Source organism: Brevibacterium pigmentatum (assembly GCF_011617465.1).
GTDB lineage: Bacteria > Actinomycetota > Actinomycetes > Actinomycetales > Brevibacteriaceae > Brevibacterium > Brevibacterium pigmentatum.
This window is the reverse complement of sequence record NZ_CP050153.1, coordinates 638,109-660,119: the sequence shown is the minus strand read 5'-3', so window position 1 is coordinate 660,119 and position 22,011 is coordinate 638,109. Positions and strand designations below refer to the sequence as shown.

The following is a 22,011-nucleotide window of genomic DNA, read 5'->3' as shown; positions in this document are numbered from 1 at the left end:
GAGTCGCCGCTCCCGAGCGTTACACCGCGTCCGTCGTCGAAGCAGTTCTTGATACCTATCTCGACCAGCTGCAACGCCCGGATCAGCAGGCAGGCTGAGTTGGCTTCGGAACCGTCGCACCATTCACGCGGCCAAGCAGGTGGAAGACCCCGAGACACGCGAAGGTGAGTACAAGCCAGACCATTTGGACGAGCACAGCAGCCATGACGTCGGTCGTGACGCTCTCGGCCAGCGGTCTGGCGACGAACATATCGAACAGCGCGATTGTCGCACCGAGGACGACTGCGATGGCGAGCAGCCACCAGCGCCGATTGCGAGCGATGTTCCACCCGCAGAATACCCCCACCAAGAAGATTGAGCTGAGCGCCCCTTGGATCGTGGTCATTGCGGGCAGAGCCCCGTTGCCTTCGGTCCCGAGCGAGGCGAGAAAGATCCACGTCAAAGGTGTGGTCATCAGGGCTGTACACCCGAAGAGGTAGATTCCGGCACCGAGGAGCCTCAGCGCCCAGTTTGTGTTCTTCACCAGCAGGATGGCGACGGCACCGAGGATAAGCCGCAGACAGGTGCAGAGGATCGATCCGACGACGAAGAATATGATGTCTGTGCTCGAATCCCACAACGGCGGCATCGGGGCTAACACCAGTGACGGCAGCGCCCCGATCACCAGCGCCGCCCAGAACAGTGATCGTGCCAGCCATCCCGGAGTAGCCTCGCTGGACTGAGGTTGACTGACTGAACTCTTGTCACCTGGCGAATAGCCCATAGTTCCACCCTGCATTCGCAGCCCGCGAGCAAACAGCATCGGCGTGCTGATGGTTTCCCGGCACTGGCTGCGACCGCGGAAGAAGCCGAATCTGCATCTACTCACGCACCGGGAATTCCCAGATGAGATCCGTGGTAGGCAACTGCCGGCCGGCTGTGTGCTTGCCCGCAAGTGCCTGCAACTTCCGTTCGGAGGTCGAAAGCTGGAACAGTAGCCCCTCTGATGCGTCCCAACAGGTGGAAGACGCCGAATCCGCCCAGGACAAGCGTCAGAGACACCGCCACGACCGCAGTCGTCATCAGCAGAGGAGGCGCGCCGATCGACGTCATCGCAAAGAAGATCAGCTGCTGGACCACAGCGACGATGGCGGACCAGACGAACGAGAGCAACAGAATCCACCACCGCCGATTGCGAACGATGTTCCACGCAAGATAAGTGACGCCGAAGAACAGAGTCAGACCTGCGGGCACGCGGATGAAGTCCGGCAGGATTGATACCGTTTGCTGCGACCCTGCTGGGTCGAAAGGCGGCGACAGAATCGGAACGATGACCAACGGAAAGCACCAGACGATGGCGAAGAGGACAACAGCGAGAATTCTTCGAGACCACGAGGTGTTGACCACCAGCACAAGTGCCATGGCTCCAACGACAATGACCATAGATCGCAATCCGGTCATGGCCGCATCATTCAGGATCACGGGCAATGGCATGATTGCCGCCACTGCCGCAGAGAACAGCGGGGGCAGGATATAGAGTGCAACCGCGAGGCTCATCAGGCAGCGGGAGCCCCAGAGCATAATCCGGGTAGACCATTCTGTGTGGGCAGCAGCTGCCGCTGAAGCCTCCGAAGCGCCGACGCGTCCGGCACCATGCAAGTGCGACAGCGACCGGTTTAGGTCGGATCTCTGGGGCCACGTTGAACTCATGTCTTCACTCTATGAACTCTCGGCGGACAGCAGCGTTCGATTACGTTGCAAAGCTGACACCCGCGTAACGGCGTCTGACATAGCAGCCTGACCCGTCCGCGACGTGACCTAACATGACACCGATCGCACATGCACGACGGCGAATGTGATTGCCTGAAGAAGAACGATGCGGCTTCGGCCTTTCCGCGGCCGCCGACTCAGAAGCGCAGACGAACGACACGACGAACAAGGAAGAGGAGTCAGCCATGGCGACGATTCGCACATCCCACGCGGGATCCTTACCCCGCACCCCCGAACTCATCGAGGCCAACAAGGTCAAGCAGACACAGAACACCGCCCGTCTCGCCGGCGAGTCCGTGTCGCAGGAACAGGAGCAGGAGTTCGACGAGCTGCTGGCCGCCAGTGTCACCGACCTCGTCAAGCGCCAGAAGAACCTCGGCATCTCGCTGCCCAATGACGGCGAATACGGTCACGCCATGGCCGCCGACTTCGACTACGGCGCCTGGTGGCACTATTCATTCGCCCGCACCGGCGGGCTCGAGCTCCACGATATCGACCTCTGGGAGATCCCGGCGAACCGTTCGACCCCGGGCAATATCGTGCTCACGAGCATGCCCGACCGCCGCGATCGCAACCTCTTCCCGAACGTCTACACGGATCCGAAGGCCGGAACCGACACCGGAACCCAGCCCCAGTTCCCGAAGGCCACAGGCCCGATCAGCTACATCGGCCACGACCAGGTCAACCGCGATATCGCGAACCTCAAGGCCGGTCTGGCTGCCGCGGGCTACGACGAGCGCGCCGGCTACATCAACGCACTGTCGCCCGGTTCGGCCTCCCGCATCGCCAACGAGCACTACGCCACCGAAGAGGAGTTCATCTGGGCATGGGCCGATGTGCTGCGTGAGGAATACCTCGCCATCACCGAGGCGGGGCTGACCGTCCAGATCGACGATCCTTCCCTCGCGGAGAACTTCGACCAGATCAACCCGGAACCGTCTTTCGATGACTACCGCTCGTTCATCCAGGTCCGCGTCGATGCGCTCAACCATGCGCTGCGCGGAATCGACCCGGCTCAAGTGCGCGTGCACACCTGTTGGGGCTCCTGGCACGGACCGCACGTCACCGACCTCCCGTTCATCGAGATCGTCGACCAGGTGCTCTCGATCAATGCCGCCGGCATCACCTTCGAAGCCGCGAACGTCCGCCACGAACACGAATGGCAGATCTGGGAAGAGAAGAAGCTGCCCGAGGGCAAGTACATCATCCCCGGAATCGTCTCCCACTCGACGAACGTCGTCGAGCATCCCGAACTCGTCGCCGAACGCATCGGCCGATTCGCCAAGCTCGTCGGACCTGAGAACGTCGTCGCCTCCACCGACTGCGGTCTGGGCGGACGAGTCCACCCGGACATCGCCGTCGCGAAGCTGCAGTCCCTGACCGAAGGCGCGGAGATCGCTTCGAAGCGCTTCTGACCCAGCACTGCAGAAACAGATAGCAACAGCAGAAGCACCTGTCCCCTCCGCTCGGCTCTAACGCCGAACGGAGGGGACTTCTGTATCACGCCCCGCCGCCGAGCTCCTCATCGAAGCAGTCGCTCAAAGTCGGGTGGGCGAACTGGTATCCGGTTTCCTGCAGCTTCTCCGGCACCACTCTCTGATCCGCCAACGCGAGCTCCTTCGCCCCGTCACGTCCGAGCATGATCTCCGTGATGAAACCGGGCGTCGGGATCCACGCGGGCCTGCGCAGGTGACCGGCGAGAGCCTCGGCGAATTCCGCCTGCGTGACGAGCTCCGGGGCAACGGCATTGACCGGCCCACGCACGTAGTCATAGAGGACGGCGTGCACATACGACCGTGCAACATCGTCCAGGGAGATCCACGCCAAGGCCTGCTCCCCGCTGCCCAAGCGACCGCCGGCGCCGGCGAGGAACAGCGGCGCCTGCAGTTTGAGCAGACCACCCAAGGTGCTCAGGACGACTCCGGTTCGAATCGACACTCGTCTGATCCCGGCATCCTCGACACCGGCCGCAGTCTCCTCCCATTTCTGGCATACCTCGGCGAGGAATCCCTCACCGGCCGGTCCGGATTCGTCGACGGGTTCGTCTGCTTTCGCCCCGTAATAGCCGACCGCGGAGGCGCAGACGAAGACGGACGGACGTTTCGCCTCGGGCAGACCGCGCATCGTTTCGACGAGCAGCCTCGTCGAGTCGATGCGCGACGACCAGATCTCATCCTTCGCGTGCTTGGTGAACCGAGTGGCGATGGGCCGTCCGCCGAGGTGGACCACCGCATCCGCCCATGCGAGATCCCGTGGGTTGAGGATTCCCAGATCCGGATTCCAGTGCACCTCGTACTCAAATTTCGGAGTTTCGCGGACGAGGAGCCGCACGAAATGACCGGCGGTGGAGAACAGGGCGGCCACCTGGCGCCCGATCATTCCGCTGCCGCCGGCGATGAGGATGTGCTTGCCCTTCTTCCGCGTCAGCAGGGGCGCGTTCGTGGATTCGAGGAAGTCGATGTCCATGAGCATCCGCTTGCGGCGGGCGTCGAAGGTGGCCTCAAGGTAGTGAGTGAGCCCCCGGTCGATGACGTCGAAGCCCTGCGGAGCCATGGAGAATTCGATATGGTCGTCGATCTTCGTCCCGCCGGCGACCGAGGTGAACTCGTGCGTGTGCTTCCACTGGCTCAGCGGACCCTTCTTCAGCTCATCGACGAAGGAGAAACGCGACGGACCCTCCGAGTGCACGGAGCTGAACGGTCGTCGCACGAGACCGTAGGTGCCCGGCACGCTCGTCTTCACCTGCGCCACCGCCCCCGGGGCGATCGGAGGATAGCTCTCTTCGACGATCTCCTGCGCCCAGTGAGGCGAGAGGCGAGTCAGCGCTCCCGGCCGAGCATGCCAATCGAATGTGGTCTCCGCGCCGAGCGGAACTTCAGATGTCGACTCAAAGATGGTCATGGCATCCCTCCTACCTCGAATGATGCCACCGGTTTCTGAGAATGTGACCCGCAACTCACCTAAGTCCACATGAATTGTTCTCGCCGAGGCGGCTCACCCTCCCAGCCGACCTGCCGGGGCCGCCCGGCGGAGTCCGCATTCCGCTTCCGCGGGTTAGAAGTGTGGGCGCCCTGATCGAAATCAGGACGCCCACACTTCGAACCAGCGAGTGCAGCGCGAGCCGCTGCAGAAGCCGACGAGTCAGTCGGCGGCAGGGATCTTGCCGAAACGGAACGCGGACCAGAAGTCTCCGCGCACGTAGCCGTGCTCCGGCTCCGGGTCGAAGTCCCAGTGGCGGGCACGGCCGACCTTGAGCGCATCGGCGACGAGCTGGCGGCTGCGCTGCGAACTGAGCACATGCTCCTCGAGGTGCTCGAGATCGTAACGGGACTCGAGCTGCTCGCGCATCTCCTGCAGCGGCTGGGCATAGGCCGGATCCTCGGCACGGTTGACCAGCTCATCGGGGTCCACGGCCAGGTCGAAGAGCAGCACCGGATCGCCCGGGCAGATCGTGAGCTTGAGGTCGCCGCGGACCAGCGTGACCTGCGGACGGTAGGTGCCCTCGGCGAAGTATTCGATGACGACGTCGCGGTCCGCAGGCCCGATTTCGCCGGCAGCTTCCCGACGCGCGGACTCGAGCATCGAGGTTCCGGTCAGTCCTTCATCGATCGCCGAGGCGGCCCCTGCCTCCGCGTCTGCCGAGTCCTTCGAAGAGCCGGAGTTCTCGGCCGTGCCCTGGGCGATGTCGAGCAGGGTCGGCGCCAGGTCGACGAGGCTGACCGGGTTCGCGTACCGACCCGGAGCGATCACCTCGGCGGGTCCGTTGATGATGAGCGGGACGCGGGAGGACTGCTCGTAGGGCGACATCTTGAACCACAGCCCCTTCTCCCCCAGCATGTCGCCGTGGTCGCTCGTGACGATGATGACAGTGTTGTCCGCCAGGTCGAGTTCTTCGAGCTTGCGCCGGATCGCCCCAACGTGATCATCGATGTAGTTGACCGCCGCATAGTAGGCGCGGCGAGCCCGACGCACGTCCTCGATGCCCGGCTCGCGTTCGTCGAAGCCGCACATCGTGCGCAGGCGATGGCTGTGCGGATCCACGGCCTGATCGGGAACCTCGGGATGGGCTGGGTCCGGGATGGCCACCTCGGCGAATCGGTCCCAGTTGACCTTCGGCGGCTCGTACGGGTCGTGGGGGTGGATGAACGAGGTGACCATGAGGAACGGCTGATCGCCCCCGGCGGCCTGGTTCGCGCGCTTGCGGTCGTTGAGGTGACGCAGGGTCTTGAAGATCACCTCGTCGTCGAAGTCCTGCTGGACGTTCGCGGCCGCCGCACCGGCGGTGAACACGGGGTCGGCCTCGTGGTACCACTGCAGCTTCTGCTCCAGGGGACGGTTCCAGTCGGGCACCATGTCGAGGTCGGCCGGGTACACGTCGGTGGTCAGGCGCTCCTCGAAACCGTGGTGCTGATCAGGGCCGATGAAGTGCATCCGCCCGATCAGCGCGGTGTGGTAGCCGAGCTTGCGCAGTCGGTGGGCGAAGGTCGGCACGGAGGCCGCGAAGTCATCGCCGTTGTCCAGGCAGTCGATCTCCGAGGGCATCCGTCCGGTCATCATCGATGCCCGCGACGGCGAGCACAGCGGGGTATTGCAGTACGCGCGGTCGAAGACGGCTCCGTCGGCGGCGAGGGCATCCATGTTCGGTGTCAGCGCGGCCGCATCACCATAGGCGCCCAGGGCCTGGGCAGCCATCTGATCGGCTTGGATGACGACGATGTTCGGGGTGGTCATGAGTGGCCCTCTCTCCGGTCGGAGCCGACTGCGGCTTCGGAATCGTTCGCTGGGTCCGGGTCTGACTCGGTCGCCGAGGCGGTCCCGGAGTCCGCGTCGGTCGTCGAGGCGGCGGTCGCCTCGGTGTCGGTGGATTCCTCAGTCGACGAGGATTCCTCTGAGTTCGCGGAATCGTCGTCCGGTGTCCAACCGTCGGCCCATTCGCCGGTTTCGTAGTCGAAGCCGACGGGTTCGCCGTTCTCGTCGGTGCGCTGGTACCAGTCGGTGTAGTCCTCGTGCTCGGAATCGATTCCGCCGTTCGCACCGTCACCGGGGTCGGTGGGCACGACCTGGAGGGCGAAGTCGTCACCATAGGCATCGGCACCGGCGACCACGGCGTTGTCCACCGCGTTGAGCGCGTACTGGCGACGCAGGGCGCGCGGATCCGTGCGCAGCTCCTTGAACCAGGCGACGATGATGAAGAGCATGACGAAGGCGAACGGCACCGCGGTGACGATGACGAGCTGTTGGAGTCCTTCGAGCGCGCTGGCGTCGCCGAGGAGGAGCATCACCACGGCGATGCCCGACATCACCAGGCCCCAGAACACGACGACCCACTTCTTCGGTTCCTGATCACCACGGCTGGTGAGCATGCCCATGACCACCGAGGCGGAATCCGCGGAGGTGATGAAGAAGATCGCCAGGACGATGATGACGACGAAGGGCAGCCATTCGACATACGGAAGGTTGTCGATGAGGGTGAAGAACACCTCGGGGGCTTCCATGCTGTCGGTGAAGCCCGAAGCTCCGGACCGGTACATCCAGATAGAGGTTCCGCCCATGATTCCGTAGGCGACGAAGAGCAGCGTCGAGGGGATGAAGATGGTGCCGAGGATGAACTGGCGGATCGAGCGACCGCGGGAAATGCGGGCGATGAAGGTGCCGACGAACGGCGACCAGGAGATCCACCAGGCCCAGTAGTAGACGGTCCACACGGACTGGAATTCCTGAGTCTCGGCGCCCCAGGACAGGGACCGGCCCATCATGTCGAACATCGAGCCGAGGTATTCCATGAGCGCCGAGGGCAGCAGGTTGAGCAGGTAGAGCGTGGGCCCGAGGAACAGCACGAGCGCGACGATGCCGACGGTCAGCACGATGTTGATCGACGACAGGTAGCGGATTCCCTTCGAGACGCCGGAGACCGCGGAGATGATGAAGCCGAGGGTGAGGACGAGGATGATGATGACCAGCGCATTGTTCGTCATCGGTCCCGCATCTGCGACGATGCTGACGCCCGTGCCGATCTGCATTGCCGCGATGCCCAGGGCCGCGGCCGTGCCGAAGAGAGTGGCGACGATCGCGAAGATGTCGACGAGCTTGCCGGCGAAGCCCTCGGTCTGGCGTTTGCCGAACAGAGTCCGGAAGATCGAGGACAGCAGCAGCGAACGGCCGCGACGGTAGGCGGCGTAGGCGATGGCCCCGCCGACGAGCGCGTACATCGCCCAGGCATGGAAGCCCCAGTGGAAGTAGGTCTGGGCCATCGCACCGTGGAGCGCCTCGGTGGACTCCGGATCATTCGTCAGCGGAGGCGGTGAGATGAAGTAGGTCAGGGGCTCGGAGGGGCCGAAGAAGAGGACGCCGATGCCGATGCCCGCGGCGAAGAGCATGGCGACCCAGGAGAAGGTACTGAACTCCGCTTTCTCCCCGTCCTTGCCCAAGGGGATCTTGCCGTACGAGGAGAACGCGAGGATGAGCAGGGAGACGAGGATGATGATCGCGACGAGGTTGAACAGCCAACCGACGTTGAGCGTGGCCCAATCGTAGGCAGTCTGAGCGACCGTAGCGACGCTGGAGGGGCTGGTGATGCCCCAGATGACGAAGGCGACGGTGAGGCCGCCGGCGATCGCGAAGATGATCGTGTCCAGCGAGTACTTGCGCCGCTGTTCGTCGATGGCGATTCCGGGCACGAGGATCGGGTGGGTGTCGTGCGGGTAGTGGCCGTGCGTATCTTCGAGATCGGCCTTCACGGGACCGCGCGGTCGACGGTAGTCGAACTGGCCGAGGTTGCGCCCGGTCTCGCGGCCGACGCGTTTGGCGTCGTCCCTCACTCGGCGGGCATCGGCCATGATCCGTTCGCGTGGTGCACGGCGAGCCGCCTCGGTGGTGGAATCGGACTGCTGATCCGGCCCCGGATCCTGTTCGTCGGTTCGGGTGGAGTCATCTGTCATGTGTCGGTTCACACTCTTTCGATTGTTGCGGAAACTGCCGAAATCGATCGGTGCCGTGCACGGAGGCAAACGCATCATGGCCCGATGGCGTGAACGCACATCGGGTACTCGTCGGAAATCAGGTGATGCGACCGGCCGGAGGTCGTCGATCAGGCAGGAGGTCTGCGGATCGGCGATCAGTGACTAGGGCTCGCCGCCCCACCAGCCGATGGCCACGGGTTCCCAGGAATCATTGGCGAAGCCGCAGCTCGGGCGCTCTCGATTCGGGGTCGACCATCCACAGCGGTGGTGGTCGTCGAATCCGAGAGGGGTCATGTCTTCGGACGATAACAGCTTCCTTGACGCTTCACAATAAATTCTCAGCAACGAGCAGGAGAACCGCTGGCCTGGTCGGCCGCTTATGGCCGAGTCAGCCAGACGTGGTCGGGGCAACCGGGTATGGCATGTGCAACCCGGTACGGCCGCGTCAGCCGATCTCGACGAGGATGACTCCGACGGTGATGAAGCCGATGCCCAGCAGCGCCTTCCGCGTCAGCGGATCCTTCCAGATCACGCGGGAGAGCAGGCAGACCAGAGCGACTCCGCAGGCCGCCCACAGACCATAGGCGACGCCGAGCGGCATCCCCTCAGCCAGGGTGCGGCCGAGGAAGAAGAAGGCCGCGGTGTAGCTGATCGCCACAGGGATGAACCAGATCTTGCGCTGCAGTCCGGCGCTTGCACGCAGGCACAGGGTGCCGGCGACTTCGCTGAGGATCGACAGGGCCAACCACAGCCAGCTCATTCGGTCACCTCCGCACCGACGGTCTCGGACTCTTCGGGAGTGCCGGACTCGACGAGGATGACGCCGATGATGATGAGGGCGATCCCGATGATGGCGCCGATGCTCAGGAGCTCACCGAAGAACACGACGCCGAGCACTGCGACGAGCGCGACCCCGCTGGCAGACCAGGTGGCGTAGACGGCACCGAGCGGCATGCCCAGACGCTGGGTGAGGCCGAGGATGAAGAAGGCTGTGGCGTAGAGGACGACGACACCGGGAATCCACACGGGATCGGACACCGATGCGCGCAGCATCAGGGTGGCGGCCACCTCGGCGAGGATGGCTGCGACGAGGAGCAGCAGACGTTTCGAGTTCATTCGGTCACCTCCGATTCGTTCTCGTCGGGCTCTGCCTCACCGGCAGCATTGGTTGCTTCGGCGACATCGCTGGTCGCCTCGGCGGGAGCGCTGACTGCCTCGGCGGCATCGACGGTTGTCTCAGCGGTATCGATGAGCGCGAGGGCGTGTCGGTGCACGGCCGCGAGGTCATTGGAGGGGAACACTCCGGTGGCTTCGGACATCCACGCACCGTCGGCGCAGAACCGGGCCGCGGTCAGCAGAGACACCGCGCGTTCGTCGAGTCCGGTGGTGTCGAACCACGGGCCGAGGTGCTCGCTCCAGGCCCGCGACAGCTTCGGGTGGTAGAGAGCATCGGAGAAGATCCAGTAGTCCGCGCGGGAGACCTCGGCGGTGGTGGCCACGGTGACGTAGGCGCGGTGCCGTTCGAAGCTTGTCAGTTCCTCGCTCGCGTGCCCCGTGTGTGTGCGCAGTCGCTGCGCCCATTCTTCGGCGGCGTGGTCGACGAGGCCGAGCATGAGCGCCTCCTTGGACGGGAAGTGATACATCAGTCCCGGCTTCGTCAGCCCCGCTTTCTGCGCGACCGACTCGAGTGAGACCGTCACCCCTTGCACCGAAACATGCGATTCGGCCAGAGCCTTCGCCGCTTCGAGAATTCGCATCCGTCCGTCATGCGCCATGCGTCTACTTTACCAACCGGTTGGTAAAGTTCGCCAGTGCGAAAGAGAGGGCGGTCCGCACCTTGCTGGTGCGGACCGCCCTCTCTCCAGTCCGTGCCGCGACCGCGCATCAGCCGCCCCGTGCCTCCGCTCAGTTGAGCAGTGCTCGGTCGCCCAGAGTCGCTCCCTTGAGTTTTGAGAATTCACCGAGCAGGGTTTCGACGGTCAGGTCCTTCTTCTCTTCGGCCGAAGCCTGGTAGATGATCCGTCCCTCGTGCATCATGATCAGCCGGTTGCCCAGTGCGATCGCCTGCTCCATGTTGTGCGTGACCATGAGCGTGGTCAGCCCGTCGGCTTCGACGATCTTCTTCGTCAGCGCCGACACCAGGGCCGCACGCTGCGGGTCGAGTGCGGCGGTGTGCTCATCGAGCAGCAGGATCCGCGGCTGAGTGAATCCGGCCATGAGCAGGCTCAGTGCCTGTCGCTGACCACCGGAGAGCAGCCCGACCTTCGTCTTCAGCCGGTTCTCCAGCCCCAGCTCGAGAGTGGCCAGCTCCTCCTTGAAGTGTTCGCGTCGCTCCGAGGTGGTCCCCCGCCCGAGTCCGCGCGGCTTTCCGCGCTTGAGAGCGAGCGAGAGGTTCTGCTCGATCGTGAGGTCCGGAGCGGTGCCGGCCATCGGGTCCTGGAAGACTCGGCCCAAGTATCTCGCCCGCTTGTATTCGGGCATCCGCGACACCTCTGCGCCGTCGATGGTGATCGAACCGGAGTCGATGGGCAGGCGGCCGGAGATGGTGTTGAGCAGCGTCGACTTTCCGGCGCCGTTGGAGCCGATGACGGTGACGAAGTCGGATTCGTCGAGCTCGAGCGAGAGCCCCTGCAGCGCCTTGCGTTCATTGACGGTGCCGGGGAAGAAGGTTTTGGAGATGTTGTCGATCTTGAGCATGGGTCTCAGATCTCCTTCCCGGATCGAGCGCCGGTCGCACCGGCGGGGATGTCGGCGACTTCGGCCGGGTCCTTCATATCGGTCGTCCCCTCCGGCACCGAGGCGGCCGCGCGGTTTCCGCGCCCGCGAAGCGAGGGAATCCGCTTGAGGAATCCCCATCTGGGCAGCAGCAGTGCGATGACGACGAGCAGCGCGGTTGTCAGCTTCATATCGTTCGTGTCCAGGCCCGCACGCAGGGCGAGGAAGATGATGAGTCGGTAGACGACCGACCCGAGGAGTGCTCCGAGGCTGGCCATGAAGATGTTGCGGCTGCCGAACACTGCCTGGCCGAGGATGACCGAGGCGAGTCCGACGAGGATGAGGCCGATGCCCATGCTGATATCGGAGAATCCCTGGTACTGGGCGATGAGTGCGCCGCAGAGGGCGACGAATCCGTTCGACAGGGCCAGGGTGAGCATCGTCGAATTGTCGGTATTGACGCCGAGGCTGCGGATCATCTCTTTGTTGTTGCCGGTGGCCTGGATGGCCAGTCCGAGATCGGTGGTGAGGAACCAGTCGATGGCGAACTTGAGGATGAGGGCGAACACGAGCAGGATCGCGATCGATGCCCAGCCGCCCATGAGCATGTTCTCGCGCAGCGGGGTGAACACGGTGTCTTCTCGCAGGAGCGGCAGGTTCGCCTTCCCCATGATCCTCAGGTTGATCGACCACAGGCCGATCATCGTGAGGATGCCGGCGAGCAGTCCGTCGATGCCGCCCTTCGTGTGGAGCAGGCCGGTGATGTAGCCGGCGATGAGTCCGGCGCCGATGGCAGCGGCCGTGGCCAGGAAGGGGTTGACCCCGGCGATGATGAGGGAGGCTGCGGTGGCGCCGCCCGTGGTGAAGCTTCCGTCGACGGTGAGGTCGGGGAAGTTGAGGACCTTGAAGGTCAGATAGACCCCGAGCGCCATCGCGCCGTAGATGAGCCCGAGCTCCAATGCTCCGAACATGGGTTTCCGTTCATTTCTGGTGTGTGGTTCGTGGTGGCCCCGAGGTCGTCGACGGCAGCGCCGGCGGCCTCGGGGCCGGTGACGTCGGTACGTTCGGAGAGTTCAGAACTCCGCGCACCGGGTCACGGGGTGTTGCAGGTGTCGATCACTCGATGACCTTGTCGGCTTCGTCGACGAGCTTCTTAGGAATCTCGACGCCCTGGGCCTTGGCGGCCTTCGGGTTGACGACGAGCTCGAGGTTCGAGCTGGTCTCGACGGGCATCTCGGCGGGCTTCTTTCCATCCTGGAGGACCTTCAGAGCCATCTCGCCGGTCTGTTCGCCGAGCTTCGTGTAGTCGATGCCGCGGGTGATCGCCGCACCGGATTCGACCTGGCCGGCTTCCGATCCGACGAGCAGAGCCTTGTTCTTCTCCGCCGCCTGGACCATGGTCGACACTGCCGAGACCACGTTGTTGTCGGTGGGCACGTAGTAGGCGTCGACCTTGCCGAGCGAGTCCACGGCCTGAGCGAGTTCGCCCGAGTTCGCGATCGTGGCTTCCTTGATCTTCACGTCGAGGTCCTTCGCGGCCTTCTTCGCGAGATCGACCTGCACCTGCGAGTTGACCTCACCGGAGCTGTAGACGATGCCGACGGTCTTCGCATCGGGCTTGACGTCCTTGACCAGCTTCAGCTGCTCTTCGACCGGGTTGAGGTCGGAGGTGCCGGTGACGTTTCCGCCGGGCTTGTCGTTGGAATCGACGAGTCCGGCTTCCTCGGCGTCGGTGACGGCGGTGAAGAGCACGGGCTTGTCGGAGATCGCCTGAGCCGCCGCCTGAGCGGCCGGGGTGGCGACGGCGAGCACGAGATCGAAATCGTCGCTGGCGAACTGCTGGGCGATCGAGGTCGCATTGGCCTGTTCGCCCTGGGCGTTCTGCACATCCCATTCGACGTCGACGCCGGCGTCCTCGAAGGACTTCTTGAAGCCTTCGGTGGCGGCGTCGAGCGCCGGGTGCTGCACGAGCTGCGAGACGCCGATAGAGAACGAATCGCCTTCACCGCCGCCGCCCTCACCGCCGCCGCAGGCCGAAACCGCAAGAATCGAACCGACTGCCACCATTGCTGTGGCCACTTTCCTGAGACGCATTCTTCTCCCTTTCGGAATTCCGGTCCGCCGGTGCGGATCCGTCACGAATTCTGCATTCGACACCGCCGCTCCTCGCACTCAAGGAGGGACGGCGTTGCAGATGAATGATGCGCCGCCGTCGCTCAGACCGTTCTGAGATGATGACGCGCATCACGTCGAACGTGATGATATCCACTGTATGGCCCGGCACTGACACCGGGTGCCGAATCAGGGTTTTGGAGACAATCGTCCCAGTATCGTTATCTGCGGCGACAGACGTCCCCTCAGGCCTCGATTTCGATATCCGATCGTCCCAGCACATCGAGGATCCATGCGTACTCGAAGGCGATCTCCTTCCAGGCGTCATACCGCCCGGAGGCTCCCCCGTGCCCGGCGACCATTTCGGTCTTGAGCAGGGCGTTCGCACCGACCTCGCGGAGTCGGGCGACCCATTTCGCGGGTTCGACGTAGAGGACTCGGGTGTCGTTGAGCGAGGTCACGGCCAAGATCTGCGGGTAAGCCGCCTCGGTGACGTTTTCGTACGGAGAGTACGAGCGCATGTACTCGTAGACTTCCGGATCATGGAGCGGGTCGCCCCACTCCTCCCATTCGATGACGGTCAGCGGCAGCTCGGGCATGAGGATCGAGGTGAGCGCGTCGACGAAGGGCACTTCGGCGCTGATTCCGGCGAAGAGCTCAGGCGCCATATTCGCAATCGCGCCCATGAGCAGTCCGCCGGCCGATCCGCCGCTGGCCACGAGCCGGTCCGGGCTCGTCCATCCGGTGTCGATGAGGTGGCGGGCGACGTCGATGAAGTCGGTGAACGTGTTCTTCTTCGCCGTGGTCTTGCCCTGGTCGTACCAGTGTCGGCCCATTTCTCCGCCGCCGCGCACGTGGGCGATGGCGAAGACGACGCCGCGGTCGAGCAGCGACAGCCGCGAGACCGAGAAATACGGGTCCATGCTCGCTTCGTAGGAGCCGTATCCGTAGAGGAGCAGCGGCGCCGGCTCCCCCTTCGCCGAGGCGACCCCACCGTTCGTCTCGTCCGCGCCGTCGCCTGACCCGTCCGTGGCCGAGGCGGCGCTGGCGTCGAATCGGTGAAGATCCCTGCGGCAGACGACCGAGATCGGGATGTCGGTGCCGTCTGCGGCCTTCGCCCATAGGAGGGTTTCGGTGTAGTCGTCCAGGTCGACCGATCCGAGGACGGGCTGACGTTTGAGAACCGTGTCAGTGCCGTCTGCGACCCTGTGGGAATAGATCACGGCGGGTGTGGACATGGAGGTGAAATGCAGTCGGATGCTCGCCTGCTCGAACTCGGGGTTGTTGCCCACGTAGAGTGACCCGGTCTCCCGGCCGAAGGGCAGCTCCTGCAGCGGACCGAACGGAGAGGAGGAGTCCCCCAAGCGAATGATGCCGACGCGTGCGAAGCCGCCGCGACGGTAGCTGAGCACGATGAAGTCGGCGAAGGCGTCGACGTCTTCGATCCGCAGGTCGTCGATGCGCAGCTCGCCGTCAGTGCCTGCACCGGATTCGGTGACGATGACGTCGCGGCCGGGTGCGGTCGGGTCGGCGACGGGAACGTCGACGAGGTCGAAGTCGGCGCGGTTGCGATTGTGGGTGATGAGGAATCGGTCTTCACCGCCGATGACGGCGTGTTCGACGTTGTATTCGACTCCGTCGACCCGGGGCCAGATCTCCTGCGGTTCGGCTTCGAGGTCGTCCGCGCCGATGGCCCAGTATCCGGTCGTCGTCTTCGATCCGGTGACCACGAACATCATCCGCCCCGAGCGTGAGAAGCCCGATCCGACGAAGAAGCGCTCATCGGGTTCATGAAAGATGCACACATCGTCGCTGCTGTCGGTGCCGACGACGTGGCGCCACACTTTCTCCGGTCGCCAAGCGTCGTCGACGGTGGTGTAGAAGACGTAGCGTCCGCTCGGGTCGAGCGAGGCTCCGGCAAAGGTGCCGTCGATCGTGTCGGCGAGATCGTCTCCCGTGATGAGGTCGCGGACGCGGAGTGTATAGCGTTCATCGCCGGTGGTATCGACGCCGTAGAGGAGTCGGCTGCCGTCGTCGGAGAGTGAGAACGAGCCGAGGGAGAAGAACTCCTGCCCCTCGGCAGCAATGTTCGAGTCGAAGACGACCTCTTCACCGGACAGCGGTTCTTCGCCGACCTCCGGCGGGGTCCAGTCATCAGATTCGGAGATGGGGATCCGGACGCTGATGCCGTAGTCGAGTCCGGCCTTCGTGCGGGAGAAGTACCAATAGTCCCCGCGCCGGTTGGGCACAGACATGTCGGTCTCTTTGATGCGCGTCTTGATCTCGGTGAAGATCGAGTTCTGCAGGCCTTCGAGGTGAGCAGTCTGTGCGCTCGTCCAGGCGTTCTCCGCTTCGAGGTGGGCGATGACCTCGGGCGACTCCTTCTCACGCATCCATTCGTAGTCGTCGATGAAAGTGTGGCCGTGATGAGTGCGCTCGAATGGGACCTTCTTCGCCACCGGTGCCGAGGTCGGAGTCGCGGTCGTCGAGGTTGCGGAGTCGTTGCCGGAAGTTCTGCTCATGGCGCCAGCCTAACCGCAGCTCCAAGTACACCCCCACCTCGTCACTGCCGCACGCCTCGACACCACCGCATGAGCAGAATGCACTCAACGCGCTCAATGAGCAGAACGCGCAGAGTGAGCACAACCTCGCAGTCGACGCTCAGCAACCTCTAAGGTGAGTCTCACATCACACCTGCCTTCAAAGGAGAAGTCCGTGCCAAAGGCGCCACCTCCCGAGGATTCCGTGTCGGAATCCTCTCATCCTTCGCGACGAACCTTCGGTCGCATCGCCTACGGGTCGATCGCCCTGGCGGCGATCGGAACGGCGACGACCTACTCGGTCAAGGCCGCCTCGGCGAAGGGTGACCTGTCATCGAATCTCACCCTCATCGCTCCGGCCGGCGCCGGCGGCGGTTGGGACGGGTTTGCCCGCGAGACCCAGCAGGCCATGCGCGTCGAGCGGCTCGCGAACAACGCCCAGGTCGTCAATATCCCGGGTGCCGGCGGCACCATCGGGCTCGGCAAGTTCTCGACCATGCACGGTCAGGCGGACACGATCCTGGCCACCGGCACCGCTATGGTCGGCGGAATCGCGCTGAACAAGTCACCGGTCGGCTTTGACAACACGACGCTGCTCGCCCGAGTGGCCGAGGACTATGACGTGCTCATCGCCGCCGCCGATTCCCCGCACAACACGATCGACGATGTCATCGGTGCGTGGAAGAAGGATCCGAAGGGATTCGTGTGGACGGGCGGCTCAGCCGGCTCGGTCGACCATCTGACCATCGCTCAGCTGGCGCTGCTCGGCGGGATCTCCGCCTCGGACATCACCTACATTCCGAAGTCCGGCGGCGGTGAGGCCATCCAGACTCTGCTCTCGGGCACCACAGATTTCGCCTCCTGCGGTTTCAACGAGGTCTCCGACCAGATCGATGCCGGACGCGTCAAAGCCATCGGCGTCGCCGCCCCGGAGCGGATCAAGGGCTTCGAGGATGTGCCGACCATGTCCGAACAGGGCTACAAGGTCACGCTGACGAACTGGCGCGGCTGGCTCGGAGCACCGGACATCACCGGCGACGAGTCCGCTCAGCTGCTCGACGTGCTGACGAAGACCCGCGACAGCGCCGCATGGAAGGACGCCCTCGATCGGAACAAGTGGACCGACGTGTGGCAGACCGGCGAGGAATTCGCCGAGTTCATCAAGGAGGACACCTCACGGGTGGAGAAGCTGCTGAAGGAGCTGGGACTGTGAGCGCACAGACGACCGCGAACACGGAACGGACGGGCCACCTCGGCGCGGGCACCTGGTGGCAGGGACGGTCGGGACTCGTCGTTCCCCTCATCATGGGGGCGTTCTCGACCTATCTGCTCGTCGGCATCCTCACCATGGAGGTGCCTGCGGATGCGGACAAACCGGGTCCACAGTTCTTCCCGACGATCATCATGCTCGTCGGCTACGCGCTGACGATCCTGCTGGTCATCGCCTACATCCGCAATCCCGAACCCGTCGACGTCGATGACGAGCTCCCGGCCGCAGCCGAGGAGGACAAGGCGTTCTCGACTCCGGTCACCTCTGCGGTCGCGGCCTCTCGACTCTCCCCTCACGAGGACGACGAGCCGGAAAAGGATCGTGCAGCTCTGGCCGCTGCGCGCAAGGCCGATGCGAAGCATCGCACGCACAGTGACTTCGTATCGCTGGCCTGGGGCGCCGGAGGCTTCGCGGCGTTCGCGCTTCTCCTCGAGTTCGCCGGGTGGATCATCGCGGCAGCGCTTCTGTTCTGGTGCGTGGCTCGGTCGATGGGCTCGAAGAAGCCGCTGTTCGACCTCACTCTGGCACTGACGTTCTCGTCCCTGGTCTACATCGCCTTCGCGGTGATGCTGGGACTCAATCTTCCTTCGGGAATTCTGGGAGGTGGCTTCTGATATGGACGCCCTCATGTCCCTCTTCGAAGGGTTCACACACGCTCTGACGCCGATGAACCTGCTGTGGGTCCTCGTCGGCTGCTTCCTCGGCACCGCCGTCGGTGTGCTGCCGGGCCTCGGGTCGTCGATGGCCGTGGCACTGCTGCTGCCGATGACCTTTGCGCTGGACCCCACGGGTGCATTCATCATGTTCGCCGGTGTCTACTTCGGTGGGCTCTTCGGCGACTCGACGATGGCCATCCTCATGAACACCCCGGGTCAGGCCTCTGCGATCGCCTCGACGTTCGAAGGCCACAAGATGGCCAAGGCCGGGCGAGCCCCACAGGCTCTGGCCACCGCCGCGATCGGCGCGTTCATCGGCGGGTTCATCTCCTGTTTCCTCGTCGTCTTCGTCGCCCCGGCTCTGGCCGACCTGTCGACGAGCTTCGGCCCGGCCGAGTTCTTCGCACTCGCGCTCTTCGCCTTCGTCGCCACCTCCTCGGTGGTCGCCGATTCGGTGCTCAAGGGTCTCACGGCTCTGGTGCTGGGTATCGGCATCACCGTCATCGGTATCGACTCGGTCTCGGGTACAGAGCGGTTCACGCTCGGAGTCCCCGAGCTCTTCGACGGAGTCTCCCTGGTCACGGTGACCGTGGGTGTGCTCGCCCTCGGGGAGGTGTTCTTCATCGCCTCCCGCATCCGCCGTCAGACCAAGGACAACACGATCAATTCCTCGGGTCGCCCGTTCCTCTCCCGCAGGGAGGTCGGCGAAGCGCTGCCGGCATGGCTGCGCGGAACCGCGATCGGTCTGCCCTTCGGCGTCATCCCCGTCGGCGGTGCCGATGTTCCGACGTTCATGGCCTACGGGCTGGAGCGCAAGCTCGATTCCCGCCGGAAGGATCCGCAGTTCGGCAAGGGTGCGATCCGTGGTCTTGCCGCCCCCGAGGCGGCCGGATCGGCGACGACGGGCATCGCCATGGGTGCCCTGCTGGCTCTGGGTCTGCCGATCTCGGCGACGGCGGCGATCATGCTCGCCGCCTTCCGTCAGTACGGCATCCAGCCCGGTCCGCTGCTCTTCGACCGTTCCCCCGAGTTGGTCTGGGGTCTGCTGGCGAGCTTCTTCGTCGCAATGATCGTCCTGCTCATCATCAACCTGCCGTTCGCTCCGCTGTGGGCGAAGCTGCTGAAGATCCCGGACCCGTATCTTTACGGCGGCATCGCCGTCTTCTGCGGACTGGGCATCTACGCGACTTCCGCCTCGACGTTCGAGCTGCTCATCCTCTTGGGAATCGGTGTGCTGAGCTTCGTGCTCAAGCGCTACGGTGTGCCGCTGGCTCCGCTGATGATCGGCATGGTGCTCGGTCCCCTGGCCGAGTCGAACCTCCGCGATTCGCTGCTGGCCTCCGGCGGTGATGCGTCGACGCTCGTGTCCTCGCCGATCACGATCGTCATCTACCTCGTGCTCATCGCAGCGCTGATCTACACCGGAGTTGGCCGAGTGCTGGCCCGCAAGCGCCAGAAGCAGGCGATGTCAGGAGCATCGAACTCCACAGAGTCGATCAGCCTCTGACCCAGCGGCGGCACCTGGCCGTCGTTCAAGCCGAAGGGCGGCACCTGGCCGTCGTTCAAGGCCAAGCGCGGATATCGAGACGTCTACGTCCCGATATCCGCGCTTCTGCTTGAGCGAGCGCAATCGGCACGCACGCCAGCCGCCGGACACCGCGCCAACAGCCCTGTTGTCATCACCGGTCGGATCAGCGGTCGGAACTGGCGCTGGCTCCCGACAGGAGTCGCCCAGCCCCTTTGAGGCCGATGCTGGTGAGCACGGCGGCGATGACAACGAGGACGACGGCCGCACCGGCCGCCCACTGCACGCCGAAGTCGAAAGCGTTCACAGCCGCCTCGGTGATTCGCTCACCTGCCGCTGCGCTCAGACCGGACGCGTACTCGAGGGCGGAGCCGAGCGTATCGAACTGAGCGTTGTCCGCTTTGTCCCCGATCGCCGACTGCAGCGCGGAGCCGTACATGAAGGTCGAGAGCCCGCCGAGGGCGGTCGTGCCCATAACGGAACCGAACTCGTAGGCGGTTTCCGAAATCGCCGAGGCGGCTCCGGCCTTGCGAGCGGGGACCGCGGCGAGGATGAGGTCGTTCGTGATGACCTCGGCGGTGCCGAGCCCGATGCCGAGGATGAGGAACGCCAACAGCATTCCCACCACGGAGTGCTCGGAGGTGAAGGCGATGATGCCCATGCCGACGGCGTTGAGCGCGAGCGCGCAGGGAACGATGACGCGCGGTTCGAAGCGGGAGATGAGCGGCACAGCGAGGTAGCCGGCCGCAACCGAGGTGATCAGACCCGGGATGAGCACAAGGGCGGCGTCGATCGGAGAGAGTCCGAGCACGAGCTGGAGCAGCTGGGTGCCGAAGTAGAGGAACCCAGCCAGTCCCATGACGCTCAGCAGGTTCGACACCACCGCCGAGGTGAACACCGAGTTCGCGAACAGGCGGACGTCGAGCATCGGGTTCGGTGTGGCGAGCTGGCGGAGCACGAAGCTGGCTCCAGCGACGATCGCCACCGAAAGGCTCAGCCAGAAGAGGAAGTCCGCACCCGAAGCCAGGCTGTGTTTGATGGCGAAGACGAGCGGTGCGAGGGCGAGCATCGACAGGATGATGGAGAACGGGTCGAAGCGACCCGGGTTCGGGTCGCGCGATTCGGGCAGCAGAATGGCGGCCGCCGGGATGAAGAGCGCGATGAGCGGCAGGTTGATGAAGAAGACCGAGCTCCAGTGGAAGTGCTCGAGCAGAAAACCGCCGAGGATCGGCCCCAAAGCGGCACCACCGGAGAACATCGCAGCCCAGGTGGCGATCGCGATGCGACGGTCCTTGTCATGGTCGAAGATATTGCGGATAAGCGACAGCGTCGAGGGCATGAGGGTGGCGCCGAAGATGCCCAGCAGGGCACGGGCGAGGATGAGCATCTCGGCCGTGGTGGAGAACGCCGCGAACAGTGACGCCGCACCGAATCCGGCAGATCCGATGATGAGCAGTCTGCGACGTCCGACCCGATCGCCAAGACTGCCCATGGCCACCAGCAGACCCGCGAGCATGAGCGCGTAGATGTCGACGATCCACAGCAGCTGCGTGCCCGTCGGATGCAGGCCGGTGCTGATTGCCGGGATCGCGAAGCCGAGGACCGTGTTGTCGATCGAGATCAGCAGCACGGGGATCATGAGCACCGCGAGTCCGGCCCATTCGCGCCGGCCGGCACGCAGCTGTGGAGTCAGTGTCGTCGTCATGGCATCAACTGTACCGTCTGGACGGTACAGTTGAAAAGCGGTTGGCGTGCTGCAACCGAGATGCTCAGGTACTGCGCAGTTACAGGCCCGTCCGCGCGAGAAATCCGAGCGGTCTCATGCATGCCCAGCTGGCAGAACACCAGGCACACGTCCGTCTCGTAAGTACAGCCATGGACTAGGCTCGTGGCTATGGCACGCAATCCGACCGCAACCAGGGAGAAGCTGCTCGACGCCTTCGATACGCTCCTCGACGAACACGGCACTGCCGGTGCGACTCTCGACGCAGTAGCGGCGAAGGCCGGGGTCTCCAAGGGCGGTCTGCTCTACCATTTCGGGTCGAAGGCCGAGCTCATCAAGGGGAGCTTGGAACGACTCGACCAGCTGGTCGACGAAGACATCGAAGAGATGAAGGCCGCCGGCGAGCGCCTCCACTACTACTACCTCGAGACCTCCGCCGAGGTCGGCACACCCCTGGACCGCAGCCTCATCGCTGCCGGCTGTCTCGCACTCGAGAATGAGGACGCCAAGGCGGCTCTGCGGAAGACCCGAGAAGCGTGGTTCAACCTGCTCAACGACCACCTCGGCGATGCTGATCTGGCGATGACGATTCAGCTCATCGGTGACGGAATGTACTTCAATCAGAACTTCGGGCTCTCGCAGGACGAGGCCCTAGATCATGTGAAGCGTGTGCTCACGCGCCTGGGGCTCTAGAACGCCTGCCGCTGTTGCTTCCCCGGCAGACGCCCAGCACACGCACTAGGCGGGAGAAATGGTCACGTT

The 22,011-nt window shown here is 64.3% G+C and carries 19 protein-coding genes; 5 read left to right on the top strand and 14 right to left on the bottom strand.

From position 1 onward, the window contains the following. Window positions 1-82 precede the first annotated feature (82 nt). Window positions 83-628, bottom strand: a complete 546-nt coding sequence (locus tag GUY30_RS02870; RefSeq protein WP_167193942.1) for a hypothetical protein — start codon at window positions 626-628, stop codon at window positions 83-85. Between the two features lie 236 nt (window positions 629-864). After that, window positions 865-1,560: a hypothetical protein gene (locus GUY30_RS02865; protein WP_167193940.1), complete on the bottom strand. Its 696-nt coding sequence runs from the start codon at window positions 1,558-1,560 to the stop codon at window positions 865-867. 374 nt (window positions 1,561-1,934) lie between these two features. On the opposite strand from GUY30_RS02865, the gene GUY30_RS02860 reads away from it, so the two are divergent. Further along, complete coding sequence (locus GUY30_RS02860) at window positions 1,935-3,164, top strand: cobalamin-independent methionine synthase II family protein (RefSeq protein ID WP_167200653.1); 1,230 nt, start codon at window positions 1,935-1,937, stop codon at window positions 3,162-3,164. Between the two features lie 85 nt (window positions 3,165-3,249). Here the strand turns inward: GUY30_RS02860 and GUY30_RS02855 are convergent, their stop codons facing one another. From GUY30_RS02855 to GUY30_RS02810, 11 genes are all read right to left on the bottom strand, one after another. Then, window positions 3,250-4,650 carry a TIGR01777 family oxidoreductase gene (locus GUY30_RS02855; RefSeq protein WP_167193938.1) on the bottom strand — a complete coding sequence of 467 codons (1,401 nt, stop codon included), beginning with the start codon at window positions 4,648-4,650 and terminating at the stop codon, window positions 3,250-3,252. A 240-nt stretch (window positions 4,651-4,890) separates the two neighbouring features. After that, window positions 4,891-6,480: a choline-sulfatase gene (gene betC / locus GUY30_RS02850; RefSeq protein WP_167193936.1), complete on the bottom strand. Its 1,590-nt coding sequence runs from the start codon at window positions 6,478-6,480 to the stop codon at window positions 4,891-4,893. Beyond that, complete coding sequence (locus tag GUY30_RS02845) at window positions 6,477-8,687, bottom strand: BCCT family transporter (RefSeq protein WP_228281649.1); 2,211 nt, start codon at window positions 8,685-8,687, stop codon at window positions 6,477-6,479. The genes betC and GUY30_RS02845 overlap by 4 nt, the downstream gene beginning before the upstream one ends. Window positions 8,688-8,870: 183 nt before the next feature. Beyond that, window positions 8,871-9,002, bottom strand: a complete 132-nt coding sequence (locus GUY30_RS18030) for a hypothetical protein (RefSeq protein ID WP_266096039.1) — start codon at window positions 9,000-9,002, stop codon at window positions 8,871-8,873. Window positions 9,003-9,153: 151 nt separating this feature from the next. Beyond that, window positions 9,154-9,468 (bottom strand): DMT family transporter, encoded by a 315-nt coding sequence (locus GUY30_RS02840; protein WP_062239032.1) that lies wholly within the window; start codon window positions 9,466-9,468, stop codon window positions 9,154-9,156. After that, a complete protein-coding gene (locus GUY30_RS02835; RefSeq protein ID WP_139469915.1) occupies window positions 9,465-9,824 on the bottom strand; it encodes an SMR family transporter in 360 nt (119 codons plus the stop codon). Before GUY30_RS02835 ends, GUY30_RS02840 begins: the two co-directional genes overlap by 4 nt. After that, window positions 9,821-10,483, bottom strand: coding sequence for a TetR/AcrR family transcriptional regulator (locus GUY30_RS02830; protein WP_167193934.1), 663 nt, complete (start codon window positions 10,481-10,483; stop codon window positions 9,821-9,823). The genes GUY30_RS02835 and GUY30_RS02830 overlap by 4 nt, the downstream gene beginning before the upstream one ends. Window positions 10,484-10,613: 130 nt before the next feature. Beyond that, a complete protein-coding gene (locus tag GUY30_RS02825) occupies window positions 10,614-11,405 on the bottom strand; it encodes an ABC transporter ATP-binding protein (RefSeq protein ID WP_167193932.1) in 792 nt (263 codons plus the stop codon). Window positions 11,406-11,410: 5 nt separating this feature from the next. Then, window positions 11,411-12,394 carry an ABC transporter permease gene (locus tag GUY30_RS02820; RefSeq protein WP_167193930.1) on the bottom strand — a complete coding sequence of 328 codons (984 nt, stop codon included), beginning with the start codon at window positions 12,392-12,394 and terminating at the stop codon, window positions 11,411-11,413. A 145-nt stretch (window positions 12,395-12,539) separates the two neighbouring features. Further along, window positions 12,540-13,517: an ABC transporter substrate-binding protein gene (locus tag GUY30_RS02815; protein WP_167193928.1), complete on the bottom strand. Its 978-nt coding sequence runs from the start codon at window positions 13,515-13,517 to the stop codon at window positions 12,540-12,542. Window positions 13,518-13,780: 263 nt separating this feature from the next. Continuing rightward, the gene (locus GUY30_RS02810; RefSeq protein ID WP_167193926.1) at window positions 13,781-16,057 is read right to left on the bottom strand and encodes a S9 family peptidase; all 2,277 of its coding nucleotides are present in this window, start codon (window positions 16,055-16,057) and stop codon (window positions 13,781-13,783) included. 193 nt (window positions 16,058-16,250) lie between these two features. Here GUY30_RS02810 and GUY30_RS02805 point away from each other — a divergent pair, with 193 nt between their 5' ends. The 3 genes from GUY30_RS02805 to GUY30_RS02795 are packed head-to-tail and all read left to right on the top strand — an operon-like array spanning window position 16,251 to window position 19,508. Further along, window positions 16,251-17,288, top strand: a complete 1,038-nt coding sequence (locus tag GUY30_RS02805; protein ID WP_167193924.1) for a Bug family tripartite tricarboxylate transporter substrate binding protein — start codon at window positions 16,251-16,253, stop codon at window positions 17,286-17,288. Further along, window positions 17,285-17,959, top strand: a complete 675-nt coding sequence (locus GUY30_RS02800; protein WP_167192999.1) for a tripartite tricarboxylate transporter TctB family protein — start codon at window positions 17,285-17,287, stop codon at window positions 17,957-17,959. Before GUY30_RS02805 ends, GUY30_RS02800 begins: the two co-directional genes overlap by 4 nt. A 1-nt stretch (window position 17,960) precedes the next feature. After that, window positions 17,961-19,508 (top strand): tripartite tricarboxylate transporter permease, encoded by a 1,548-nt coding sequence (locus GUY30_RS02795; RefSeq protein ID WP_167193922.1) that lies wholly within the window; start codon window positions 17,961-17,963, stop codon window positions 19,506-19,508. Between the two features lie 184 nt (window positions 19,509-19,692). Here the strand turns inward: GUY30_RS02795 and GUY30_RS02790 are convergent, their stop codons facing one another. Next, window positions 19,693-21,231, bottom strand: coding sequence for an MFS transporter (locus GUY30_RS02790; protein ID WP_167193920.1), 1,539 nt, complete (start codon window positions 21,229-21,231; stop codon window positions 19,693-19,695). Window positions 21,232-21,420: 189 nt separating this feature from the next. Between GUY30_RS02790 and GUY30_RS02785 the strand changes: the two genes are divergently transcribed. Further along, the gene (locus tag GUY30_RS02785) at window positions 21,421-21,942 is read left to right on the top strand and encodes a TetR/AcrR family transcriptional regulator (RefSeq protein WP_167193918.1); all 522 of its coding nucleotides are present in this window, start codon (window positions 21,421-21,423) and stop codon (window positions 21,940-21,942) included. The last annotated feature ends 69 nt before the right edge of the window (window positions 21,943-22,011 follow it).

Bases quoted from the DNA above. Each gene is read 5' to 3' on its own strand.
- GUY30_RS02860 (WP_167200653.1), top strand. From the start codon at position 1,935: ATGGCGACGATTCGCACATCCCACGCGGGATCCTTACCCCGCACCCCC.
- GUY30_RS02820 (WP_167193930.1), bottom strand. From the start codon at position 12,394: ATGTTCGGAGCATTGGAGCTCGGGCTCATCTACGGCGCGATGGCGCTC.
- GUY30_RS02815 (WP_167193928.1), bottom strand. From the start codon at position 13,517: ATGCGTCTCAGGAAAGTGGCCACAGCAATGGTGGCAGTCGGTTCGATT.
- GUY30_RS02840 (WP_062239032.1), bottom strand. From the start codon at position 9,468: ATGAGCTGGCTGTGGTTGGCCCTGTCGATCCTCAGCGAAGTCGCCGGC.
- GUY30_RS02845 (WP_228281649.1), bottom strand. From the start codon at position 8,687: ATGACAGATGACTCCACCCGAACCGACGAACAGGATCCGGGGCCGGAT.
- GUY30_RS02810 (WP_167193926.1), bottom strand. From the start codon at position 16,057: ATGAGCAGAACTTCCGGCAACGACTCCGCAACCTCGACGACCGCGACT.
- GUY30_RS02825 (WP_167193932.1), bottom strand. From the start codon at position 11,405: ATGCTCAAGATCGACAACATCTCCAAAACCTTCTTCCCCGGCACCGTC.
- GUY30_RS18030 (WP_266096039.1), bottom strand. From the start codon at position 9,002: ATGACCCCTCTCGGATTCGACGACCACCACCGCTGTGGATGGTCGACC.
- GUY30_RS02870 (WP_167193942.1), bottom strand. From the start codon at position 628: ATGCCGCCGTTGTGGGATTCGAGCACAGACATCATATTCTTCGTCGTC.
- GUY30_RS02785 (WP_167193918.1), top strand. From the start codon at position 21,421: ATGGCACGCAATCCGACCGCAACCAGGGAGAAGCTGCTCGACGCCTTC.
- GUY30_RS02795 (WP_167193922.1), top strand. From the start codon at position 17,961: ATGGACGCCCTCATGTCCCTCTTCGAAGGGTTCACACACGCTCTGACG.
- GUY30_RS02855 (WP_167193938.1), bottom strand. From the start codon at position 4,650: ATGACCATCTTTGAGTCGACATCTGAAGTTCCGCTCGGCGCGGAGACC.
- GUY30_RS02865 (WP_167193940.1), bottom strand. From the start codon at position 1,560: ATGCTCTGGGGCTCCCGCTGCCTGATGAGCCTCGCGGTTGCACTCTAT.
- GUY30_RS02835 (WP_139469915.1), bottom strand. From the start codon at position 9,824: ATGAACTCGAAACGTCTGCTGCTCCTCGTCGCAGCCATCCTCGCCGAG.
- GUY30_RS02830 (WP_167193934.1), bottom strand. From the start codon at position 10,483: ATGGCGCATGACGGACGGATGCGAATTCTCGAAGCGGCGAAGGCTCTG.
- betC (WP_167193936.1), bottom strand. From the start codon at position 6,480: ATGACCACCCCGAACATCGTCGTCATCCAAGCCGATCAGATGGCTGCC.
- GUY30_RS02790 (WP_167193920.1), bottom strand. From the start codon at position 21,231: ATGACGACGACACTGACTCCACAGCTGCGTGCCGGCCGGCGCGAATGG.